The 21,525-nt window shown below is 60.5% G+C and carries 18 protein-coding genes; 15 read left to right on the top strand and 3 right to left on the bottom strand.

Annotation, left to right across the window (positions count from 1 at the left end; genetic code table 11):
* Window positions 1-97 precede the first annotated feature (97 nt).
* The 4 genes from carB (at window position 98) to KF814_00700 (ending at window position 6,500) form a co-directional block, all read left to right on the top strand.
* Window positions 98-3,364 (top strand): carbamoyl-phosphate synthase large subunit, encoded by a 3,267-nt coding sequence (carB, locus tag KF814_00685; protein ID MBX3234639.1) that lies wholly within the window; start codon window positions 98-100, stop codon window positions 3,362-3,364.
* A gap of 18 nt (window positions 3,365-3,382) precedes the next feature.
* On the top strand, window positions 3,383-3,859 hold the full coding sequence (gene greA / locus KF814_00690) for a transcription elongation factor GreA (protein ID MBX3234640.1): 477 nt from the start codon (window positions 3,383-3,385) through the stop codon (window positions 3,857-3,859).
* 76 nt (window positions 3,860-3,935) lie between these two features.
* Window positions 3,936-4,736 carry an SAM-dependent chlorinase/fluorinase gene (locus KF814_00695; GenBank protein ID MBX3234641.1) on the top strand — a complete coding sequence of 267 codons (801 nt, stop codon included), beginning with the start codon at window positions 3,936-3,938 and terminating at the stop codon, window positions 4,734-4,736.
* A 615-nt stretch (window positions 4,737-5,351) separates the two neighbouring features.
* Window positions 5,352-6,500 (top strand): efflux RND transporter periplasmic adaptor subunit, encoded by a 1,149-nt coding sequence (locus KF814_00700; protein MBX3234642.1) that lies wholly within the window; start codon window positions 5,352-5,354, stop codon window positions 6,498-6,500.
* A 17-nt stretch (window positions 6,501-6,517) separates the two neighbouring features.
* Here KF814_00700 and KF814_00705 read toward each other — a convergent pair whose 3' ends face one another.
* Both KF814_00705 and bioA read right to left on the bottom strand, forming a co-directional pair.
* Window positions 6,518-7,744 carry a hypothetical protein gene (locus KF814_00705; GenBank protein MBX3234643.1) on the bottom strand — a complete coding sequence of 409 codons (1,227 nt, stop codon included), beginning with the start codon at window positions 7,742-7,744 and terminating at the stop codon, window positions 6,518-6,520.
* A 212-nt stretch (window positions 7,745-7,956) separates the two neighbouring features.
* The gene (bioA, locus tag KF814_00710) at window positions 7,957-9,324 is read right to left on the bottom strand and encodes an adenosylmethionine--8-amino-7-oxononanoate transaminase (GenBank protein ID MBX3234644.1); all 1,368 of its coding nucleotides are present in this window, start codon (window positions 9,322-9,324) and stop codon (window positions 7,957-7,959) included.
* Between the two features lie 141 nt (window positions 9,325-9,465).
* Here bioA and lepA point away from each other — a divergent pair, with 141 nt between their 5' ends.
* From lepA to KF814_00765, 11 genes are all read left to right on the top strand, one after another.
* Window positions 9,466-11,277, top strand: coding sequence for a translation elongation factor 4 (gene lepA, locus KF814_00715; GenBank protein MBX3234645.1), 1,812 nt, complete (start codon window positions 9,466-9,468; stop codon window positions 11,275-11,277).
* A complete protein-coding gene (lepB, locus tag KF814_00720) occupies window positions 11,274-12,062 on the top strand; it encodes a signal peptidase I (protein ID MBX3234646.1) in 789 nt (262 codons plus the stop codon). The genes lepA and lepB overlap by 4 nt, the downstream gene beginning before the upstream one ends.
* Complete coding sequence (gene rfaE1 / locus KF814_00725; protein ID MBX3234647.1) at window positions 12,032-13,087, top strand: D-glycero-beta-D-manno-heptose-7-phosphate kinase; 1,056 nt, start codon at window positions 12,032-12,034, stop codon at window positions 13,085-13,087. Before lepB ends, rfaE1 begins: the two co-directional genes overlap by 31 nt.
* Entirely contained in the window at window positions 13,068-13,853 is a 786-nt protein-coding gene (gene kdsB / locus KF814_00730; protein ID MBX3234648.1) for a 3-deoxy-manno-octulosonate cytidylyltransferase, read from the top strand. Before rfaE1 ends, kdsB begins: the two co-directional genes overlap by 20 nt.
* 37 nt (window positions 13,854-13,890) lie before the next feature.
* Window positions 13,891-15,492, top strand: a complete 1,602-nt coding sequence (locus tag KF814_00735; GenBank protein ID MBX3234649.1) for a CTP synthase — start codon at window positions 13,891-13,893, stop codon at window positions 15,490-15,492.
* Between the two features lie 145 nt (window positions 15,493-15,637).
* Window positions 15,638-16,456 carry a 3-deoxy-8-phosphooctulonate synthase gene (kdsA, locus tag KF814_00740; protein MBX3234650.1) on the top strand — a complete coding sequence of 273 codons (819 nt, stop codon included), beginning with the start codon at window positions 15,638-15,640 and terminating at the stop codon, window positions 16,454-16,456.
* Window positions 16,438-17,475 carry a KpsF/GutQ family sugar-phosphate isomerase gene (locus KF814_00745; protein ID MBX3234651.1) on the top strand — a complete coding sequence of 346 codons (1,038 nt, stop codon included), beginning with the start codon at window positions 16,438-16,440 and terminating at the stop codon, window positions 17,473-17,475. Before kdsA ends, KF814_00745 begins: the two co-directional genes overlap by 19 nt.
* Before the next feature lie 33 nt (window positions 17,476-17,508).
* Window positions 17,509-18,123, top strand: coding sequence for a CDP-diacylglycerol--glycerol-3-phosphate 3-phosphatidyltransferase (gene pgsA, locus KF814_00750; protein MBX3234652.1), 615 nt, complete (start codon window positions 17,509-17,511; stop codon window positions 18,121-18,123).
* A 40-nt stretch (window positions 18,124-18,163) separates the two neighbouring features.
* Window positions 18,164-18,787 (top strand): glycerol-3-phosphate 1-O-acyltransferase PlsY, encoded by a 624-nt coding sequence (plsY, locus tag KF814_00755; protein ID MBX3234653.1) that lies wholly within the window; start codon window positions 18,164-18,166, stop codon window positions 18,785-18,787.
* A gap of 379 nt (window positions 18,788-19,166) precedes the next feature.
* Window positions 19,167-19,811: a hypothetical protein gene (locus KF814_00760; GenBank protein ID MBX3234654.1), complete on the top strand. Its 645-nt coding sequence runs from the start codon at window positions 19,167-19,169 to the stop codon at window positions 19,809-19,811.
* A 308-nt stretch (window positions 19,812-20,119) separates the two neighbouring features.
* A complete protein-coding gene (locus KF814_00765) occupies window positions 20,120-20,359 on the top strand; it encodes a CsbD family protein (GenBank protein ID MBX3234655.1) in 240 nt (79 codons plus the stop codon).
* A gap of 587 nt (window positions 20,360-20,946) precedes the next feature.
* On the opposite strand, the gene KF814_00770 is transcribed toward KF814_00765, so the two are convergent.
* On the bottom strand, window positions 20,947-21,102 hold the full coding sequence (locus KF814_00770) for a hypothetical protein (GenBank protein MBX3234656.1): 156 nt from the start codon (window positions 21,100-21,102) through the stop codon (window positions 20,947-20,949).
* Window positions 21,103-21,525: the final 423 nt, after the last annotated feature.

The raw sequence follows: 21,525 nt of genomic DNA on the forward strand, positions 1-21,525 counted from the left end.
ACCATACGACACAGCCGGGTTATTCAATAAGACCCTCCATGACGCTGGCGGAAGCAGTCGGAGAGTCTTTTTCAATATCCTGCCAAAGGGGTTACGCGTGCCACGACGTACTGACATTCGCTCCATTCTGCTGATCGGTTCCGGCCCTATCATCATCGGCCAAGCCTGCGAGTTCGACTATTCCGGAACGCAAGCCTGCAAGGCGCTGAAGGAGGAAGGCTACCGGGTCATCCTGATCAACAGCAATCCGGCCACGATCATGACCGATCCCGACTTCGCCGACCGCACCTACGTCGAGCCCATTACGCTGGACGTGGTGGAGAAGGTCATCGAATGCGAGCGACCCGACGCACTGTTGCCGACGATGGGCGGACAGACTGCGCTGAATACGGCCATCGGCCTCGCCAAGCGGGGGGTGCTGGCCAAGTATGGCGTCAGGCTCATCGGCGCCTCGGTCGAGGCCATCCACAAGGCCGAGGATCGCGACGCGTTCCGCCAGGCCATGTGGAAGATCGGACTGAGAGTGCCGGATAGCGGAGTCGCAACGTCTCTCGCGGAAGCCGAGGAACAACTCAAACGCATCGGGTTCCCCGCGATCGTCCGGCCGTCATTTACCCTGGGCGGCACCGGTGGGAACATCGCCTACAACGTCGAGGAATTCCGCAAACACGTCGAGTGGGGCCTCGCCATGAGCCCGGTCCGGCAGGTGTTGATCGAACAATCGGTCATCGGCTGGAAAGAGTTCGAGTTGGAGGTCATGCGCGATCTCAAGGACAACGTGGTCATCGTCTGCCCGATCGAGAACCTCGATCCGATGGGCGTGCACACCGGCGACAGCATCACGGTCGCGCCGGCCATCACCTTGACCGACCGGGAGTACCAGCGGCTCCGCGACGCCTCGGTGCGGATCATTCGCGAGATCGGCGTAGATACCGGGGGCTCCAACATCCAGTTCGGTATCAATCCCGCCAATGGCGAGATGGTCGTCATCGAGATGAACCCGCGGGTCTCGCGCAGTTCGGCCCTGGCCTCGAAGGCCACCGGATTCCCCATCGCCAAGATCGCGGCGAAGCTGGCGGTCGGCTATACGTTGGATGAGATTACCAACGATATTACCGGGGTGACGAAGGCCTCCTTCGAGCCGACGATCGACTATGTCGTCGTCAAGATCCCGCGGTTTGCCTTTCAGAAGTTCCCCGGCGCCGATCCCACATTGACGACGCAGATGAAGTCGGTCGGCGAGGTCATGGCGATCGGCCGAACCTTCAAAGAATCGCTTCAGAAGGCGATCCGTTCGATGGAAGTCGATCAGTTCGGTCTGATGTCCAAGATGAACCTCGACGGCGGGGTCCCGGCCGACCTCGATCGGGAAGCGGCCATGACGCAAGTGCGCAACGCAGTCCGCACCCCGCTGCCGGATCGCCTCTGGCGGCTTGCCGACGGAATGCGGCTCGGTATGACGAACGACGAACTATTCGGGCTGACGAAAATCGACCCCTGGTTCCTCGGCCAGATTCGGGAGATCGTGGAATTCGAATCGAAGCTTGTGGCCTGCCGGCCTCAGGCACGGACACAGGGGCTCGAGCCGGTACTCCTCACGGAGGCCAAGACACTCGGCTTCTCGGACGAGCGGATTGCCCAGTTGGTCGGTGTGGATCAGGCGACCGTGCGAGGCTGGCGATTGGCTTTCGCGGGCGGGCCGGCCGGGCGAGGCGTCACCTATAAACGGGTCGACACCTGCGCGGCGGAATTTGAGGCTCACACGCCGTATCTCTATTCGACCTATGAGCAGGAATGCGAATCGCGGCCGACCGATAAAAAGAAAGTCATTATCCTGGGCGGCGGCCCGAACCGGATCGGGCAGGGGATCGAGTTCGATTACTGTTGTGTCCATGCCGCCATGGCGCTGCGGGAAGAGGGGATTGAGACCATCATGGTCAACTGCAATCCCGAGACCGTCAGCACGGACTACGACACGTCCGATCGACTGTACTTCGAGCCGCTGACCGAGGAAGACGTGCTCAACATCGTGCAGCGCGAACAGCCGATGGGCGTCGTCTTGCAATTCGGCGGGCAAACGCCCCTGAAGCTCGCGCTCTCGCTTTCACGAGCCGGCGTGACGATTCTCGGCACCAGCCCGGATGCGATCGACCGTGCCGAGGACCGCGAGCGGTTCCGCGACTTGCTCAACAAGCTGGGCCTTCGCCAGGCAGAGAGCGGAACGGCGCGCTCCGTCGAAGAAGCGGTGGCCATCGCCTCGCGCATCACCTATCCGGTGATGGTACGCCCGTCCTACGTACTCGGCGGCCGAGCGATGCAGATCGTCTACGACGAGACCGGGTTGTTGGCCTACATGGGATCCGCCGTCAAAGCCTCCGACAAACACCCCGTGTTGATCGATAAATATCTGCGCGATGCCATCGAGGTCGACGCCGACGCCATCTCCGACGGCAAGACGGTGGTCGTGGCCGGCATCATGGAGCATATCGAAGAGGCGGGCGTCCACTCGGGCGACTCGGCCTGTTCACTCCCGCCGTACACGCTGCAGCCCTCGACGATCGAAGAGATCCGTCGCCAAATGACTGCTCTGGCTTTGGAACTGGGCGTGATCGGACTGATGAATGCGCAGTTTGCCGTGAAGGATGACGTGATTTACGTACTCGAAGTGAACCCGCGCGGATCCCGCACCGTGCCTTTCGTCAGCAAGGCCATCGGCAAGCCCCTGGCCAAGTTGGCCATGAAGGTCATGGTCGGCAAATCGCTGCAACAGCAGGGGTTCACGACCGCTCCGGCCCCAAGACACCTGTCCGTGAAAGAAGCGGTCTTCCCGTTCACGAAATTTGCCGGCGTCGACGTCTTGCTCGGTCCGGAAATGAAGTCGACCGGCGAGGTCATGGGCATCGACAGCGATTTCGGCTGGGCTTTCGTGAAATCGCAGGCGGGAGCCGGCGCGATGCTTCCCACGGGCGGCACCGCCTTCATCAGCGTCAAACAGGAAGATCGGGAACTGGCGTGCGATGTGGCGCGCCGCCTCACCAAATTGGGATTCCGCATCACCGCCACGTCCGGTACCGCCGAGTATCTGAAAGAGCAGGGGATGGCCGTCGAGACCGTCAATAAAGTGCATGAGGGGCGGCCCCATGTGGTAGACCACATCAAGAACGGCGAAGTGGCCCTGGTCGTCAACACGGTACGCACCGCCACGGCCCAGGCCGACTCCCTGTCGATTCGTCGGGAAGCCCTGCATAAGGGCGTCCCTTACTATACGACCATGCGCGGCGCCTTGGCCGCCACGATGGGCATTGAGGCGCTGGTAAAAAAGGGGCTTGCGATTCGGGCGTTGCAGGAGTATCACCGAGTGTGACGGAGGGGTGAGGACCGTATGCCGACACCGATTACGAAGAAGGGCTATGAGGCACTGAAAGCGGAATTGGATCGCCTGCGCAAGGTAGAACGGCCGCGGGTGATCGAAGCGATTGCGGAGGCGCGCGCACACGGTGATCTGAGCGAGAACGCGGAATACGATGCCGCGAAGGAACGCCAGGGGTTCATCGAAGCTCGTCTCGCAGAGCTTGAAGGCAAACTGGCCGACGCGCGAATCATCGAAACCGCCGGCCGCGTGAGCGAGACCGTCGTGTTCGGCGCGACCGTAGTGTTGATCGAACAAGAGGCGCAGGAAAAACGGCAATACACGCTGGTCGGTCAGGATGAAGCCGACCTGAAATTTTCCAAGATCTCCGTGCAGTCCCCCGTGGGCCGGGCCCTCATCGGCAAACGGGTGGGGGATTTCGTCGAGGTGAAAACGCCGGCCAAGCTGGTGGAATATGAAGTCGTGGAAATCCGGTTCGACGAAATCTGACCGGTCCGCCGGTTCCGTCTCCCTGTGCCGCTCGCCGCGGTCATCCTGATCCGCGCGTCCGTCGCCCTCACTTGTCATGCCCACTGCCTTGTCTCTGATCACGTTGCTGACGGATTTCGGCGATCGCGATTATTTTGTCGCGAGCATGAAAGGCGTCATTCTCGGCATCAACCCGCAAGCACAGCTCATCGACCTCTCTCATCAGGTCACGGCGCATGATGTTCAGGAAGCGGCCTACCTGCTGAAGTCCTGCTATCGGTACTTTCCGGATGGAACCGTCCATATGGTGGTCGTCGATCCCGGAGTAGGGACCACGCGTCGGCCGATTCTGGTCGCCACCGAACGCCACTATTTCATTGGGCCCGACAACGGACTCTTCACCCACATTTATGCCGAGGCAAACCGGGTCGAGGTTCGCGAGATCGAAAACCGGCAGTTTCGACTGGATGCGGAGGGCGCGACGTTCGACGGACGGGATTTGTTCGCACCGGCCGCCGCCTGGCTCACAAGGCGGCAGCCGCTGAGCGCATTCGGTCGAATCATCGAAGATTATGAGCGGTTCGCCCTCCAGGAACCGCGCTGGACACGGCAGGTCCTGCAGGGCGCAATTGTTCATGTCGATCGATTCGGCAACCTGATATCCAACCTCACGGCTGCCCATGTGCAGGAAGTCCTCAGCGTGACCAAGCGCGAGACTCCGGAGATTCGACTCGGCGGATCCTCGATTTACGGGCTCGTCAGGAGTTACGGACAGGCGCCGCTCAATGGGATCGGCGCGTTGATCAACAGCAATGGGCAGGTGGAGGTCTTCTGCCGGGAAGGGCGTGCGAGCGACCGACTGGGCCTCACACGGGGCGCTGTGATCAAGCTGGCCTGACCTCGGGGAGTAAGGGAAAAGCTCTACCTGCGGGACTGCCGGCATTGCCTCCTGAATTGACAGGTCTCGGAACTCGGTGGTGTAATACCAACAAATAGGCGATTCGGCAGAGGGAACGGTGCCCCAGTCCATACACATGACCACACACACCAGCGCACTTGGCTTCTTCGCGTGGGGAGCCCTATGCCTGCTCTTGTGCCTCTGCCTCTTCTCGGCGGCGGACGCCGCGGCTCATCTTGATCAGAATGAGTTGCTCGCCTGGTCTGAAGAGCTGGTCGATGGGGAGAACGGGGATTGTAAGGCCGACATCGACAGGGATAGGCTCACTGCAGCCCTGCCGCCGGCGTTCGACCAGCCAGCCTCTCCTACAGCGGCTGCTTCGAGTGTCTATCATCACATCCACGGTCATTGCCCCCTTTCGGACACGTTTGGATTCCATGCCACCAGACCGCCGCCCCCGATCGGATCCTAATGCATCATAGGTCGCCGGGCGGCATGTCGCTTCAGGATTAGCCTTCCGTCGAACAAGACTCCACAGTGATATGCTTGCCGAGGGACAGCAGTGAAACGGTCCTCGGGAACGAGGCGAAGGCAGAAACAGCCATGGTCAGTACGATGAAGCACAAGCGAGGGTGGGGCGTCCCTGTCATGGTGGCAATGGCGCTGGCGGCCTGCAGTGCACCGGATACGCCGGTCCCGCCCAAAGCAAACGCACCTGCGCCGCAGCCCGCAGCCTCGAAGCCTGACCTCAGGACGCTCGTGGTGGGCACAGACGTCCCAGCCTCGCCCCTTACCCTCTCAGCCCGATTGACTTACGCGGAGGACGGTTTTTCCCGCGTCTCCTCTCCGCTTCAAGGACCGGTGTTGGATGTCCGAGTCAAACTGGGACAGGCCGTGAAGGCCGGTGACGTCTTGGCGGTGATCGACGCCGCAGACATCGCCACCGCCTACGCCGCCTATGTGGAGGAAATCTCCGAACTGGGGTTGGCTGAACGGAACTTCGAGTTGGCGCAGGACCTCCTGAAAGCCCAGGCCATGCCGTTGAAGGAATTCAAACAGGCGGAGAACGACCTCAATCGTGAGCGAGCGGAATTCAAGCAAGCGAAGGAGCGGCTGCTGTCGTTGAGGGTTCCGGCGGGGGAATTGAGCAAGCCGCTGGATCAACAGCAAATCACGTCTCGCTTTGAGTTGCGCAGTCCGTTGACCGGAACCGTCGTAGATCGGACGGTCACGCCAGGACAGATCGTGGGCCCCGGCACGGATGCGCCGCTCTTCACCATCGCAGACCTCAGCCGTCTGCAGGTCGTCGCCGACGTGTATGAGCGGGACCTCGCCGGCATCCAGGTTGGCCATGTCGCGGTCATGACCGTTGAGGCCTACCCGGGCATGGAATTTCCGTCCATCATCCGCGTGATCGGCGATGTGGTGGATCCCTCGACGCGGACGATCAAGATTCGAGCCTTGGTATCGAACGGCGACCGGCGTCTCAAACCCGACATGTTTGCGAAATTGATCCTCCCTCCGCGCAAGGGTGTCTCCCGCATCACGCTCCCGAAGGAAGCCGTACTGCAACGCGATGGAAAATATTGGGTTGTGCTCGAGACAGGGCAGGGGCAGCGGGAGGAACGGGAAGTTCAGCTCGAAGCATCGACTCAAGAACAGGTGGTGGTGAAAGAAGGCCTTACTCCGGGAGAACGGGTCTTGCGCGCCCCTGCGTCGCTCTCCCAAGTCCCCATCGGCTCATCGCGCCAAGACGGCGCATGATTGGGGCTCCGGCGGCATCAGAGCGAGGCAATCAATAGACGCACGAGACCGCTGAGGTCCTCGCTATCCATCCCCCCGGCCGCGTGGTTGGTCGTATTGGTATAGGCCGCCTCAAGCGCCAGGGTGGCCTGCCTCCCGTAGATCGGATTGAGCTGGTAGGCAAACATCCCCTTGCCCAAGACCGTCTCAGTATCGATCAACCCATCGCTCGAGGTTGAACTCATATACCCGCCCATCGCGCTGACCAACAGCCGTTGACTATGTTTGTAGAGAAACGAAAGCGAAGCCATCGGGGTTTGGACATGGGCCCCGGACCAAGTTTGCGTCTCTCGGCGATAACTCATCGTGGGGGTCAGGGTCATGGTATTGAGGGGCCGAAAAACTCCCGTAAAGGTCTGGGCGAAGGCCGTGGATTCCGCTCCGCCACGCATCTCATCGTTGCTCAGCACGTAACTCGAGGCCAGCTTGGCCGTCCAGGTCAGACCGGTATAGCCCAGGGCCGCCTCGAGGCTATTGCTCTGCGTCCGCTGGGGAGCGGTCCCGCTTGGATCGAACGTACTCTGCAAGTTGCTTCGCGAATAGGTGAGGCTCAACTCCGGCCAGGAAGGCTTTGAGAGCGCGAGCCCAATCCGGTTGAAGGTCTGCTCAATGCGCGAGCGGGCCGGGTCCAAATCGATATTGTTCCAGAGCTGCCCCACGGAACTGCGGAGCTTTGCCAGGCCGAATCCCCACTCACCCCACACCTCACGGACCGTTTGGTCTGGCGAATTGAAGAAGGCTTTGCCGGCTGAGCGGTAGGTGGCCCCATACCGAAAGCTTCCGTTGACTCCGGTAAAGGCGAACCGCACCATGCGTTTGGATCCATCGTCACGTTGATCGATTCGGCCGGGAATGCCTGCGTCGTTCGTGGCATTGTTCGCCACTTCGCCTTCCGTCCGGAACTGTCCCTGCAACCAGCTCGAGGCGGCCACGACCCCCTTGGTCTGGGGCCGCTCGGAGTCTGGAACGAGGTCTTTGAGACGGCTCGAGGTAGTTGGCGGGGCGAAGGAAGTAGTTTGGAACGAGGTGTGGAGAATCGGGGACGCTATGGAAAACGGAATCGCAGCGGGGCCGGTCAAACGGACCGTGTCGGGGAATTGGACACGCTGGAGGAGTAACTCCGGCTGGGGAAGCGGGTCAGCCCAGGAAAGAGTCGGTAAGACCGCTAAGGCGGCAACGACCGACGCGACCCACCGAATACTCATGGTCCAGCCCCGTCAACAATTTGTCAGACGTTCGATGAGAAGAAGTCTAGCACCCCCTCATTAGAGTGTATGTTTATGATATTTCAGTGATTTAACGGTGAATAACGGGATGAATTCGACCGGAATCGTACGGTAATATCCTAGAGCCGAATGGACTGGAGTCTCCCTAAGTTGAGGTGTTGAGGTATGGAACGGAAGACAGGTCCGACCGTTTAGACGCCAGTGACGCGAACAATAGCAGAGTGAAGGAGGGTGACCATGCGGGTCAGCTCTTGATCGGTGACGGAGAGTGGCGGCATCAACACCATAATGTGTCCGAGCGGCCGCAAGAGCAGCCCCCCGGCTTGGGCCGCCATCGCGACGTGATGGCCGATGCGTCGTTCAGGAACATAGGCCTTTTTGCTGTGCCGGTCTTCCACGAGTTCGATGCCCGCCATGAAACCACATTGCCGGATGTCGCCGACATGCGGGAGATCACGAAGTGGGGTCAGAAGGCGGGAGAGGAGCCGTATCTTGGGCCGGAGGCGCTGAAGGGTTTTATCCCGACGAAAGATGTTGAGATTGGCCAGGGCAACGGCACAGCCCAGCGGATTGCCTGTGTAACTGTGCCCATGAAAGAAGGTCTTCCATTCATCAAAGCGGCCCAGAAACGCGGAATAGATTTCCTCCGTGGCCAACGTCGCCGCCAAGGGCATATAGCCGCCGGTCAGTCCCTTGCTCACAGCCATCAGGTCCGGCGTGACCCCTTCCTGCTGGCACGCGAACATTTTGCCCGTACGTCCAAACCCGGTGGCGACCTCGTCGGCGATCATCAAGACCCGATACTTGGTGCAGAGGGCGCGTAACCGGGCCAGGTAGCCCGGCGGCATCGTGACCATGCCGGCCGCCGCCTGAACCAGCGGCTCGACGATCAGCCCGGCGAGTTCCGCATGATGGTCGTGCAACAACTGCTCGATCGGTTCAACACACGCCATCCGACAGGAGGGGAAACTCAGCTTGAGGGGGCAACGGTAGCAGTAGGGCGGATCAGCCTGTTTGGTCGGGAACAGCAGCGGCGCGAAGCGCCGGTGAAACAGGTCGATATTGCCGACACTCACCGCACCCAACGTATCCCCGTGATAGGCCATCTTGAGATGGAGAAATGTGCGTTTGGAGTCCGCACGGGGCTTTCGTTGCTGCCAGTACTGGACGGCCATCTTCAAGGCCACTTCCACCGCAGTCGACCCATCGTCGGAGTAGAACACCCTCGTCAAACCCTTGGGCGCGAGACGCACCAACTCTCGGGCGAGCCTGATGGCGGGCGGATTCGAAAGCCCCAGGAAGGTCGAGTGGGCGATCTTCGTCAACTGATCGGTGAGGGCGCGGTCGAGATCGGGCTGCCGATGGCCGTGAATGTTGACCCAAATAGAGGACGTGCCGTCGAGGTACCGATTTCCTTCCGTGTCGATCAGATAGGACCCTTTGCCGCGTTCGATGATCACGGGCATCTCGCGGACCCACTCCTCCATCTGGGTGAAGGGGTGCCACAGGTACCGGTGATCCCAGGCAGCGAGCGCCGACCTCTTGGATGATTTGGCCATAACGTGTGGAGGAAGACCGCGGGACGCATCGCGCGGAGCGACGCAGAATGCAGAAACCCGCACTGCGCGCGGATTATAACGGTGGGTGATTGCTTTGACAACATTCCGAGGCGCCACTATAATGAACCGATTTTGAGGGACATGAGTCAAGACACGCAAAGTCTCATCCGGAATTTCTCGATTATCGCCCATATCGATCACGGTAAATCGACCCTCGCTGACCGGTTCCTAGAAGCCACGGGCGCCATCACAGCCCGAGAGTTCAAAGAACAGATCCTCGATGCGATGGACCTTGAGCGTGAGCGTGGCATCACGATCAAAGCTCATGCGGTGGCCATCCGCTATCGGGCTCAGGACGGGAAGACGTACTTGTTGCACCTGATCGATACGCCCGGCCACGTCGACTTCACCTATGAGGTGTCGCGAAGTCTGGCTGCGTGCGAGGGCTCGCTGTTGCTCGTCGACGCCACGCAGGGCGTACAGGCGCAGACGATCGCCAACGTCAACTTGGCGATGTCGAACAAGCACACGATCATTCCCGTCATCAATAAGATCGACCTGGCCAGCGCGGACCTGGAGGGGACGAAGCACCAAATTTCCGAGGTGCTCGCGCTCGACGCCAGCGATGCGATGCTCGTCAGCGCCAAGGAAGGCCGCGGCGTCCCCGAAGTGCTGGAAGCCATCGTCAAACGCATCCCGCCGCCATCGGGGGACCCGAATGCCCCGCTGAAAGCGCTGATCTTCGACTCTTGGTTCGACAATTACCAAGGCGTCATCGTGCTGACTCGGATCGTCGACGGATCGGTGCGCCCGGGCATGAAGATCAAGGTCATGTCCAACGACCGGCTCTTCGAGGTAACCGAGGTCGGGCAGTTCACGCCGAAGCGGACGAAAGGCACTCAGTTGCTGACCGGTGAGGTCGGCTATCTCTGCGCCAACATGAAAGAAGTGGCCGACGTGAAGATCGGCGATACGCTCACGGACGCCGCTCGTCCAACGGCTCAGCCCTTTCCCGGCTACAAAGAGGTCAAACCGCTCGTCTTCTGCGGCCTCTACTCCACCGATACGGCGAAGTACGAAGACCTCCGCGATGCCTTATTGAAATTGCGGCTGAACGATTCGTCCTTCATCTATGAACCGGAGACCTCGCTGGCCTTGGGCTTCGGCTTCCGCTGCGGATTCTTGGGACTGCTCCACATGGAAATCATCCAGGAGCGGCTTGAGCGCGAGTATGGCCTGACGCTGATCACCACCGCTCCAACCGTCGTCTACCGCATCATGACGACCAAGGGCGACGTGCTCGAGATCGACAATCCGGCCGAGCTGCCGCCCCCGAGTTCGATTGAAGCCTTTGAAGAACCGTTCATCTTGGCGACATTGATTTCGCCCGAACGCTACGTCGGGACGCTGTTGCAGCTGTGTCAGGAACGGCGAGGGATTCAGCGAAGCATTCAGTATCTGGACCCGACGCGGGTGATGATCAGCTATGAGCTCCCGCTGAACGAAGTCATTCTGGACTTCTACGACAAGCTCAAGTCCAAGACGCAGGGCTATGCCTCTTTGGACTACGAACTGCTCGGCTACCGGGAATCGGATTTGGTGAAGCTCGACATCCTTCTGAACGGGGAGCCGGTCGACGCCCTCTCGTTCATCACGCACAAGGACCGATCCTATCAGCGGGGCCGTCAGCTGGCGGAAAAGATGAAGGAGCTGATCCCGAAACAGATGTTCGAAATCGCGATCCAGGCGGCCATCGGGAACAAGGTCATCGCCCGCGAAACCATCGGCGCGATCAAGAAGAACGTGACCGCCAAATGCTACGGCGGCGACATCTCGCGCAAGCGCAAATTGTGGGAGAAGCAGAAGGAAGGCAAGAAACGGATGAAGGCGGTGGGGAAGGTCGAAGTGCCGCAGGAGGCCTTCCTGGCCATCCTCAAGGTGGCGGACGAATGAACCCGGATCCCAACCAGCCGCCGCGCGACGACGTCTCTGCGCCCCCGAGCCCCATCGTGCCGGCGACTTCTCAACAACCGGCGGGCGAATCGGGAGCAGTCACGGCAGCGGCCGGCTCGCAAGCCGGGCGGAAATCGATCGCGCGGGAGTACGTCGAAGCGATCATCGTGGCCATGCTGCTGGCCTTTGCCATTCGCGTGTTCGTCGTGCAGGCCTTCAAGATTCCGTCTGGTTCGATGATCCCCACCCTGTTGATCGGGGATCATATCTTGGTCAGCAAGTTGTCGTATGGCTTGCAGTGGCCGACCAACTGTAAGTTCCAACCGGGATTTCCTCCGATCACCTGCTACTCTTCCCGCACGATCGTGCCCTTCGGCTCCGTGCAACGCGGGGACGTCATCGTGTTCCGTTTCCCTGAAGACGAGGACAAGGATTTCATCAAGCGCGTGATCGGACTGCCCGGCGATACGATCCAGATTCGGAACAAGGCGGTCTACGTCAACGGGACCCCGTTCGAAGACAAAGCCTTTACGCAACGCATCGATCCCGGCGTGATCGACGGACACATCAACCCCCGGGACAATTTCGGGCCGATCACCGTACCCGATGACGCCTATTTCGTCATGGGAGACAACCGCGACCAAAGTTTGGACAGTCGATTCTGGGGCTACGTCCGAACCGAAAAGATTCGCGGCAAGGCCTTCCGTATTTATTGGTCCTGGAGTGGACAAGGAGCGTGGACTGAGTGGGTACGATGGGAAAGATTCGGAAAGGCCATCCAGTAGCGCGCGCGACATCATCACGCGCCAATGCCGACGCGGCAGCGCCGATCAACGGCGCCACCTTACAACCCTACATCCAACGGTTCTCTCAGGCCAGCGTCTTGGTGCTGGGTGATCTGATTTTGGACCATTACGTCTGGGGCCGGGTGAGTCGAATTTCTCCGGAAGCCCCGGTGCCGGTCGTCCACGTCGAATCGGAGTCCCTCAAGCTGGGCGGTGCCGCGAACGTCTTCAACAATATTCTCGCGCTCGGCGGACAGGCCGATCTCTGCGGCGTGATCGGATCGGATGAGAGCGGCCGACTCCTATTGAAGGAACTCGGAGGTCGCCGCCAGGGGCGCGGCGGCGTCATCATCGACCATGAACGTCCGACGACGCGCAAGACCCGAGTGGTCGCCCATAACCAGCAAATCGTCCGCTATGACGTGGAACGTCGCGAGGAACTCAAAGATACGCTGCAACGACGCATCCTCAGATATGTCGACTCCCGCATCAAGGAGCTCTCGTGCCTGGTGGTCTCCGACTATGCGAAGGGAGTTGTGACGGCCTCGCTGATGGCCGAGCTCACGAGAATGGCCAACCAGCGCAACATCCCGATCGTGGTGGATCCGAAGGTCGAGCACTTCAGCTTCTACAAAGGCGTCACGGTGATCACGCCCAACCACCTCGAGGCGACTCAGGCCGCGGGAGTGCACGGCGACGACGACCACACGATCAACGAAGCCGGCACTATCCTGCGCCAGCGGTTGGGTTGCCACACCGTACTCATTACCCGCGGAGAGAAGGGTATGAGCCTGTACGAGGGAAACGGGGTGCACTGGCATATTCCCACGCGAGCCCGCCAGGTCTACGATGTCACCGGCGCAGGCGATACGGTCGTCGGCACATTGGCCTTGGCACTCTCGACCGGCGCCTCGATGCGCGAAGCCGCCGTGCTGGCCAACCAGGCCGCGGGCGTGGTTGTGGGCATGGTCGGGACCGCCACCGTCACGGCCTCTCAATTGTCCGATGCCTTGGAGCATGGATGACGTGAAGCCCAAGGTAATGCTCGTGATCCCGGCTCGGTATGGATCCTCGAGGTTTCCCGGGAAGCCGCTCGTCGACCTCCTGGGCAAGCCCATGATCCAGCACGTCTACGAACAGGCCCGAGCCTGCCGGGCGGTCAGCGAAGTGGTGGTGGCCACCGACGACGAACGGATTCACAAGGCGGTGACGGGATTCGGCGGCCGTGCGATCCTCATGACCGACCCCTACAGAACCGGCACAGATCGAGTCGCCGGCGTTGCGCGTACGCAGGATGCCGAATACTATGTGGACCTCCAAGGCGATGAAGTGCTCCTGCACCCGGACTTGATCACGGACCTGGTCGAACCGTTTCTCCGCGGAGGAGCGGACATGGGGACCCTCAAGCGGCAAATCGATTCGACAGCCGATCTCCAGAACCCCGGCGTCGTGAAGGTGGCGACGGACCATGAAGGCTATGCGCTGTACTTTTCGCGCGCGCCGATTCCCTGGGTCCGCGACGACAAGGATCACGCCGCGCTCCCTGGGCTGCACTTTATTCATTTGGGACTGTACATCTATACCAAGGATGCCCTCCTGCGGCTGGCTTCGCTGCCCACGGGACGGTTGGAGGACGCGGAGAAACTCGAACAGCTCCGAGCCCTCGAACACGGCATTCGCATCCGTGTGTGGGAAACCAAGCATGGCTCGGTTCGGATCGATGCACCGGACGACGTCCCGGCCGCCGTCGAAGAGCTGCGGCGACAGGAGGGAGTCCGATGCGCGCCATAACAGAAACGCAACGCCCCATTCACCAAAAGGTGCCACGATGAGCAAGTTCATTTTTGTGACCGGCGGGGTGGTGTCGTCGTTGGGAAAGGGGCTGGCCTCGGCCTCCATCGGCAATCTGCTGGAAAGCCGCGGGTTGAAGATCACGTTTCTCAAGCTCGATCCCTACATCAACGTCGATCCCGGAACGATGAATCCCTATCAGCACGGGGAGGTCTACGTGACGGAGGACGGGGCGGAAACCGACCTCGACCTCGGTCACTACGAGCGCTATACCTCGCTGACGCTCTCGCGCGAAAACAACTATACGACGGGCCGGATCTACCACTCCGTCATCACGAAGGAGCGACGGGGCGACTATCTGGGCGGAACCGTGCAGGTCGTGCCTCACGTCACCGACGAGATCAAGCAATGCATCATGCGGATCTCCCAGGGCATGGATGTCACGATCGTCGAGATCGGCGGAACGGTCGGCGACATCGAAAGCCTTCCGTTCCTCGAGGCCATTCGGCAATTCCCCTACGATGTCGGCCGCGACAACGTGCTCTACGTGCACCTCACACTGGTGCCCTACATCGGGGCGGCGGGAGAGTTGAAGACCAAACCGACGCAACACTCCGTGAACAAGCTCCGCGAGATCGGTATCCAGCCCAATATCCTATTGTGCCGCACCGACCGGTATCTGCCGCCCGAGTTGAAGGCGAAGATCGCGATGTTTTGTAACGTCGAGAAAGACGCGGTCATCACGGCCAAAGACGTCGATACGATCTACGAAGTGCCGATCGTGTTCCGCAAGGAAGGGCTCGATGAATTGATCGTGCGGCAACTCAAGCTCGAGACCGGTCCGCCGAACCTACGCGAGTGGGACGCGATGGTGCAGAAGATCAAGCACCCGAAGCATGAAGTCTCCGTCGCGCTGGTCGGAAAATATGCGGGTTTGAAGGAATGCTACAAGAGTCTGGCGGAAGCCTTGGTACACGGAGGGATCGACCACGAAACCCGCGTGAACATCAATTGGATCGAATCCGAAGACATCGAGCGGCAGGGAACCGAGCGCATCCTCCGCGAGGCCGACGGCATTCTGATTCCCGGCGGGTTCGGGGCGAGAGGGATCGAAGGCAAAATCATCACGATTCGCTACGCGCGTGAACGGCAGATTCCCTTCCTGGGTCTTTGTCTCGGCATGCAATGCGCCACCATCGAGTTCGCCCGCAACGTCGCCGGTCTGGCCGGTGCGAACAGCGCCGAGTTCGATGAACGATCCCCGCATCCGGTCATTCACCTGATGTCCGACCAGCAGGGCATCAGCGACAAGGGCGGGACCATGCGCCTCGGCTCTTACCTTTGCCGGCTTGGGGAGGGGACGCTCGCGCAGAAGATGTATGGAGTGAGCGAAGTACGGGAGCGCCACCGGCACCGTTACGAATTCAACAACGACTATCGAGACCAACTCACGGCCAAGGGTCTGGTCCTGAGCGGATTGTCGCCGGACAATCGGCTGGTGGAAATCGTGGAGCTGCGGAATCACCCCTGGTTCCTGGCCACGCAGTTCCACCCGGAATACAACTCGCGCCCGCACCATCCGCATCCGTTGTTTAGTGGGTTTGTGGGGGCGGCGCTCCGCCGAAAACTCGGCCAATAACTGCAATGCTGAAACAGGTCCTCAACTTTGTTCTCGGCTCGACAAGATCCTCAACGTAGCCCAGAGGCTACGCCTCCGGTCTTGTCGTCGCCTGCGGCCTCTGTGAGAATCCTGTTTGAGCATCGCGAAGGAAACACGAAGATTCATGTCACACGAAGTTCAGATCGGGGATTTTACCGTCGGGGCGGGGCATCGGCCGTTTTTGATCGCGGGACCTTGCGTGATCGAGAGCGAGCAGCTCGTGATGGACACCGCGGGACGGATCGCGGAGATCGCGAAGGCGGTGGGAATGCCCTATGTGTTCAAATCGTCGTTCGACAAGGCGAACCGTACCTCCATCAGTTCGTTTCGTGGACCGGGTCTCGACAAGGGGCTGGCGGTCTTGAAGAAGGTGAAGGACCACCTGGGCCTACCGGTGTTGACCGACGTCCACACGGAAGAACAGGCGACGCAGGCCGGGAAAATCGTCGATGTGCTCCAGATTCCGGCGTTCCTTTGCCGACAGACCGACCTGCTCATTGCGGCGGCGAAAACCGGCAAGGTCGTCAACGTGAAGAAGGGACAGTTTCTCTCCCCGCCGGAAATGAGCCATGCCGTGAAAAAAGTGGAGGAGTCCGGCAACCATCGCATCGTGCTGACCGAACGCGGTTCCTCCTTCGGTTACAACAACCTCGTCGTGGACATGCGCAGCTTCCCGATCATGCGCCGCTTCGGCTATCCCGTCGTCTTCGATGCCACCCATAGCGTGCAGTTGCCCGGTGGGGGCGGAAGCAAATCCAGCGGCCAGCGCGAGTTCGTCGAACCGTTGGCCTGCGCGGCCGCAGGCGCCGGCGTGGACGGTTTCTTCATGGAGGTCCATCCCGATCCCGATGCCGCCTTGTCGGATGGCCCGAACATGGTTCCACTCAAACAACTTCAACTCTTGCTCGAACGGGTGCTTCGTATATGCGACGCCGCACGGTGAAACAGCCGACAGCAGTCCGACGCACTCGGCCCCGTCCCCGTGGAACCGAGCGGACCGGCGGAAGCCTGGCCGAGGGAAAACGCGTCCTCGAAATCGAAGCGCGGGCCGTCCTGGCATTGATCGACCGGCTCGATACCCATTTTGCGAAGGCGGTGGACATCCTGTACGGATGTTCGGGAAAAGTGGTGGTTTCGGGGATGGGCAAGTCCGGCCTGATCGGGCAGAAAATCGCGGCCACATTGGCCAGTACCGGCACTCCGTCGTTTTTCCTGCATCCTGCGGAAGGCGTCCACGGCGATCTCGGCATGCTGACGCGCGGCGACGTCATGATCGGGATTTCGAACAGCGGTGAGACGCAGGAGGTCTTGCAACTGCTGCCGTTCGTCAAGCGCATGAACATCCCGTTGGTCGGCATGACCGGCAACACGGCGTCTGCCCTGGCCAAGAACAGCGACGCGGTCCTTGACGTCTCAGTGAGCGAGGAGGCCTGTCCCATGGGATTGGCCCCGACGGCCAGCACGACGGCGACGCTGGCAATGGGAGACGCGTTGGCGGTAGCCTTGCTGCAACGGCGCGGCTTCAAGCCGGACGACTTCGCCCAGTTTCACCCAGGCGGGTCCTTGGGCCGTCGGCTCCTGGTCAAGGTGCGCGATCTGATGCACCATGGGGACAGCATTCCCCGCGTGAAGGCATCGCATCGGGCGACGGACGCCTTGCTGGAGATGACGGCGAAGAAGCTCGGTATGACGACGGTAGAGGACGACGGCGGCAAGCTCCTCGGCATCATCACCGACGGCGACCTGCGGCGCTTCATTCAACAGGGCGGCAACTTTGCCACGATCAAGGCCGGTGACCTGGCGAGCCGTAACCCGAAAACCATTCACCCCGACGAGTTGGCGGCTCGGGCAGTCGAACTGATGGAGCGCTTCTCGATCACGTCGCTGGTCGTGGCCGAATCACCGGGAACGGCGGTCGGCGTCATTCACTTGCATGATTTGCTGAAAAGCGGCATTGTGTAGCATCACAGTCTTGAGGGGAGGCGAGGGGTAGGGATGGCCGGAGGTTGGAAAGAAACCGGATTGGTGCTGATGCGGTCGGCGGTGCAGGAAGGCAACATCAACCTGCCCAACGTCCTGACGCTCATCCGAATCCTGCTCATTCCGGTATTCGTGATGCTGATGATCGATCCGGCCCCGGATCGTTCGTTGTCCGCCGCATTGGTCTTCGTGGTCGCCGCCATGACCGACCTCCTGGACGGATACCTGGCCCGCAAGACCGGACAGATCACCAAACTCGGACGCCTGCTCGACCCCATTGCAGACAAGCTGTTGGTGCTGTCGGCGTTGATTCTCTTCGTCCAGTTGGACCGGGTCACCGCGCTGGTCGCCATTTTGATCATCGCGCGTGAAGTGGCCGTCACGGGCATCCGCGCCATCGCCGCAACCGAAGGCATGATTATTTCAGCGGAGACCACCGGCAAATACAAGATGGCGTTGCAGGTCATCGCGATCGTGCTCCTGATTCTCGAAGGGACCGTGCTCAACGAGATCGGCAACCTCCACCTGGCCGGCATCGTAACGTTGTATTTTTCGCTGGTCCTGGGGTACATCTCCGGCGCCCAATACGTGTGGAGCTTCTGGCGTCAGGTGGCGGCCAAGGGACTCTAGCACTCGCACTCCGCGCCGTTCACACGCTTCCACGACGTCCATGGACAGTTCCTCGCTCATCATCGTCCTCGCCCTCCTCGGCTACCTCATCGGGTCCATTCCTTTCGGCGTGGTCGTCTCGCGGTTCCTCGGGGCACCGGATCCCCGCACTGCTGGCAGCCACAACGTGGGATTTACCAATGTCCTCCGAGTCAGCGGCAAGAAAGCCGGCATCCTGACCCTCCTCGGTGACATCGGCAAGGGTTGGTTGGTCGCCTGGATCGGGACGTTGGTCCTGTCCCAGGAATCTTCCATCCTGTTCGTGGCGCTCGCGCCGATCATCGGTCATCTCCACTCCTGCTTCCTCGGATTCAAAGGCGGGAAGGGGGTCGCCACGGCATTAGGGTCTGTCCTGGGCGTCGCCCCGCTGCTTGGACTCACGCTGATGGGGCTGTGGATCGGAGCCGTTGCAGCCTGGCGCTATTCCTCAGGCGGCGCGCTCGTGGCGTTCGCGCTGTTTCCTCTGGTTGCGTTGCTATTTCACCGATCCTGGCTCTTCGTCGGTTTCGCTCTCCTGGTGTCGATCCTGATCTGGACGAGACACAAGGACAATCTGATTCGCCTCTGGAAGGGAACCGAACGCCGAATCGGCGAACGAACTCCGGATCAAACCGCCACGGTGTAAGCACCGGTTCCATCCGCTTCGCCTGCACGCTGCCTCCCTCAGCCGCCGCATTCAATATCACCGCTGAACGACGCCTTCGTATGACGCGCCTTTGCGCTCCACTCGACAATCCTTCTTGTTCCACAACATGCTCAGCGCTCCCGAGCTAGACCTACCGCACGCGCAAGCGATTTTCCTAGTACGACGATCGGATACCCGGCGATAGGTTGGAGAAGAGCCGCGGAATCGCCGACCCCCCGTTTGCACTCACGCAGCATCGTCCCGCGGCATCTGGACGACGCAGCGGCAGCACGGAGGCCTGAGTTCGTCGGTGGAAGCAGGCCCCGACGCACAGGTGATTGTCGGGCCGTGGCACACACACTCGCACAGGGAGGCGCAAATGCTGAACAGCCAGACATACGAGGTCAAACACTTCGACCTGAGCGATCTCGACGGAATTTCCGACCGGACGCTGCACATGCACTTCGGACTGTACGAAGGGTACGTCAAGGCGGCCAACCAGCTTCACGCACAGTTGGTCGAATTCATGCGCGACGGTCGAGTCGACCAGGAGGAAATGCCGGCCTACTCCGAGCTCAATCGGCGGCTGGGGTTTGAATACAACGGGATGATTTTGCACGAACACTATTTCGGCAACCTGAGCCGAAGGGACTCGGAACCGCCCGGCTCGGTTTCGGCGTTTCGGCAAGCCGTGGAAGCGAGTTTCGGAACATTCGAACGCTGGAAAGCGGACTTCAGCAGCGTGGGCATGCTTCGCGGGATCGGATGGGCCATCTGCCACCTCGATCCTTCCAGCGGGCGCATGTCCAATCACTGGGTATCCCTGCATGAGCATGGAAACGTCACGGGTTTTATTCCCCTGCTGGTGATGGATGTATGGGAACACGCGTATCTCTTAGACTATTCGCCGGCAGAGCGAAAACAATACATCGAGGCATTCTTCCGGAACATCGATTGGGAGTGTGTCGAGGATCGCCTACAACTCGGACTCCTCACCGGCACACACGGGCATCGACGCATGTAACTCGTCCGGCTCACTCAGAACCCAGGAGGGAAGTCACCATGAGGACGCTCGCCAAAATCCTGACCCGCGAAGGCCCGAGCCCGATCCTTTCCCTTCGCCCCGGCCGCCACCGACTCCGCCCGATCCGTTTCTTCCCCCAATCCCCCGACTCCGGATCATGCCGTACGCCCGCCGCACCCGAGCGGCTTGCGCCACTCGAGCGGTGATGCCTCAAGGCTAGGGTCTTTGCCAGTCGGTTGAGCACAAGCTTGCTGCTAAGACTACGGATAGAGCGAGTCGGCACACCTATTCAACCAGGGAGGCGATCAATGAACGCTGATCAATTCAAGGGCAAGTGGATCCAGTTCAAAGGGGAGGTCAAGAAACAGTGGGGCAAAATCACGGACGATGATCTCCTGCAAATCGAGGGCGATTACGACAAGTTCCTCGGCCGCGTTCAGGAGCGCTACGGCGACAAGAAAGATGACGTGGTTCGGTGGGCCGACGATTGGTATCGCAGCCACGGACGCACCGAACCGGGACGTTTCCAATCACAGACCACACGGTAGCCTCCCGCGGGAGCTGCTAAGTCCCGAGTCACGGTCAACGAGACAAAAGGAGACGCTGCATGACTCACACACGAATACCACGCGCATCTCGCTGCTGCTCATACCCGTGCTCGGACTTGTCGCAAGCCGCGCTTGGACGCTGTTGGAGATGAACAACCAACTCGCCTCGAGCGCGACGATCACGCCGGAGGAAGCGGTCCATCATGCACTGACAGCGGTTCCGGGGAAGGCCGCCGAGGCTGAGATGGAAAACAAGGACGGCCGCACCGTGATGTCGTGGACGGTATCGACGCATCGGACACATCACACACAGTCTGGGTCGATGCTCAGAATGAGCAGACCAAGATCGATCGATGCCCCAGGCGCACCGCGTGGAGGGACGCCGGTCCGTCCACGCGATGCGGGCCAATGACCCGACATATCCGCTGACCGAATCATGTCGCATCGCTGCTTCATCCGCATCGAGCCCGTCTTGTCATAATTTTTTCCGTGAGCAAGAGCTGGCAGACTCCGCAGCACCATTCCGCTCCCATCAGCCAGACCCGGCTGATAGGACGGTGGTTGGAATCAGCACCTCCGTGGGGAGGTCATGAAACGGCTTGATAGACCTGGGCGAGGAAGGCCCGGCCCTTCCTTCGCTGTCGAATGAGTTCATCCGTGACGTCGCCGCATTGAATGCAGCGCGCGACCCAAATGCAAGACCCGGCAAAATGCTCGCCCATCTCCATGCATCGTTCTCCCACGAGAAGGCCTCCGCAGCGAGAACAGGGAGTATGGCTCGAGATGATCAGTCCAGCGGTGAATTTCACGTTTGTACGCGTTCGTTCTTGCGATCCAAAAGTCATCATCGTCTCCCTTCTATTGTTCCTATTGTTCTGCTCCCATCGTGAAATCATCTGGTTGCACGATGACAGAGGGAATGGGCCGCGACTGCTGGTCGAACCCCTAGCTGAATCCTGCAACAGCCCCAGTCCGATTCGTCGCCCATCACGTGGCCGGACAAGAGGACACGCCGGCGAGGCCTCGGAAGGGATTCAAGCCCTAGGAGTTTTCCGAGGGCCGAATGCCGCAAGTAGCCGTGATAATGCCAAGAGAGAAGGGTTGCAGGGAGCGACAGATCTAGGCCTGCCGGACAAACCTTAGCGTTGCATCGATGGCGCCGCTGA

It is taken from the genome of Nitrospiraceae bacterium, assembly GCA_019637075.1.
Classification (GTDB): domain Bacteria; phylum Nitrospirota; class Nitrospiria; order Nitrospirales; family Nitrospiraceae; genus JAHBWI01.

Bases quoted from the DNA above. Each gene is read 5' to 3' on its own strand.
- greA (MBX3234640.1), top strand. From the start codon at position 3,383: ATGCCGACACCGATTACGAAGAAGGGCTATGAGGCACTGAAAGCGGAA.
- KF814_00695 (MBX3234641.1), top strand. From the start codon at position 3,936: ATGCCCACTGCCTTGTCTCTGATCACGTTGCTGACGGATTTCGGCGAT.
- KF814_00700 (MBX3234642.1), top strand. From the start codon at position 5,352: ATGAAGCACAAGCGAGGGTGGGGCGTCCCTGTCATGGTGGCAATGGCG.
- KF814_00705 (MBX3234643.1), bottom strand. From the start codon at position 7,744: ATGAGTATTCGGTGGGTCGCGTCGGTCGTTGCCGCCTTAGCGGTCTTA.
- bioA (MBX3234644.1), bottom strand. From the start codon at position 9,324: ATGGCCAAATCATCCAAGAGGTCGGCGCTCGCTGCCTGGGATCACCGG.
- lepA (MBX3234645.1), top strand. From the start codon at position 9,466: ATGAGTCAAGACACGCAAAGTCTCATCCGGAATTTCTCGATTATCGCC.
- lepB (MBX3234646.1), top strand. From the start codon at position 11,274: ATGAACCCGGATCCCAACCAGCCGCCGCGCGACGACGTCTCTGCGCCC.
- rfaE1 (MBX3234647.1), top strand. From the start codon at position 12,032: ATGGGAAAGATTCGGAAAGGCCATCCAGTAGCGCGCGCGACATCATCA.
- kdsB (MBX3234648.1), top strand. From the start codon at position 13,068: ATGCCTTGGAGCATGGATGACGTGAAGCCCAAGGTAATGCTCGTGATC.
- KF814_00735 (MBX3234649.1), top strand. From the start codon at position 13,891: ATGAGCAAGTTCATTTTTGTGACCGGCGGGGTGGTGTCGTCGTTGGGA.
- kdsA (MBX3234650.1), top strand. From the start codon at position 15,638: ATGTCACACGAAGTTCAGATCGGGGATTTTACCGTCGGGGCGGGGCAT.
- KF814_00745 (MBX3234651.1), top strand. From the start codon at position 16,438: ATGCGACGCCGCACGGTGAAACAGCCGACAGCAGTCCGACGCACTCGG.
- pgsA (MBX3234652.1), top strand. From the start codon at position 17,509: ATGGCCGGAGGTTGGAAAGAAACCGGATTGGTGCTGATGCGGTCGGCG.
- plsY (MBX3234653.1), top strand. From the start codon at position 18,164: ATGGACAGTTCCTCGCTCATCATCGTCCTCGCCCTCCTCGGCTACCTC.
- KF814_00760 (MBX3234654.1), top strand. From the start codon at position 19,167: ATGCTGAACAGCCAGACATACGAGGTCAAACACTTCGACCTGAGCGAT.
- KF814_00765 (MBX3234655.1), top strand. From the start codon at position 20,120: ATGAACGCTGATCAATTCAAGGGCAAGTGGATCCAGTTCAAAGGGGAG.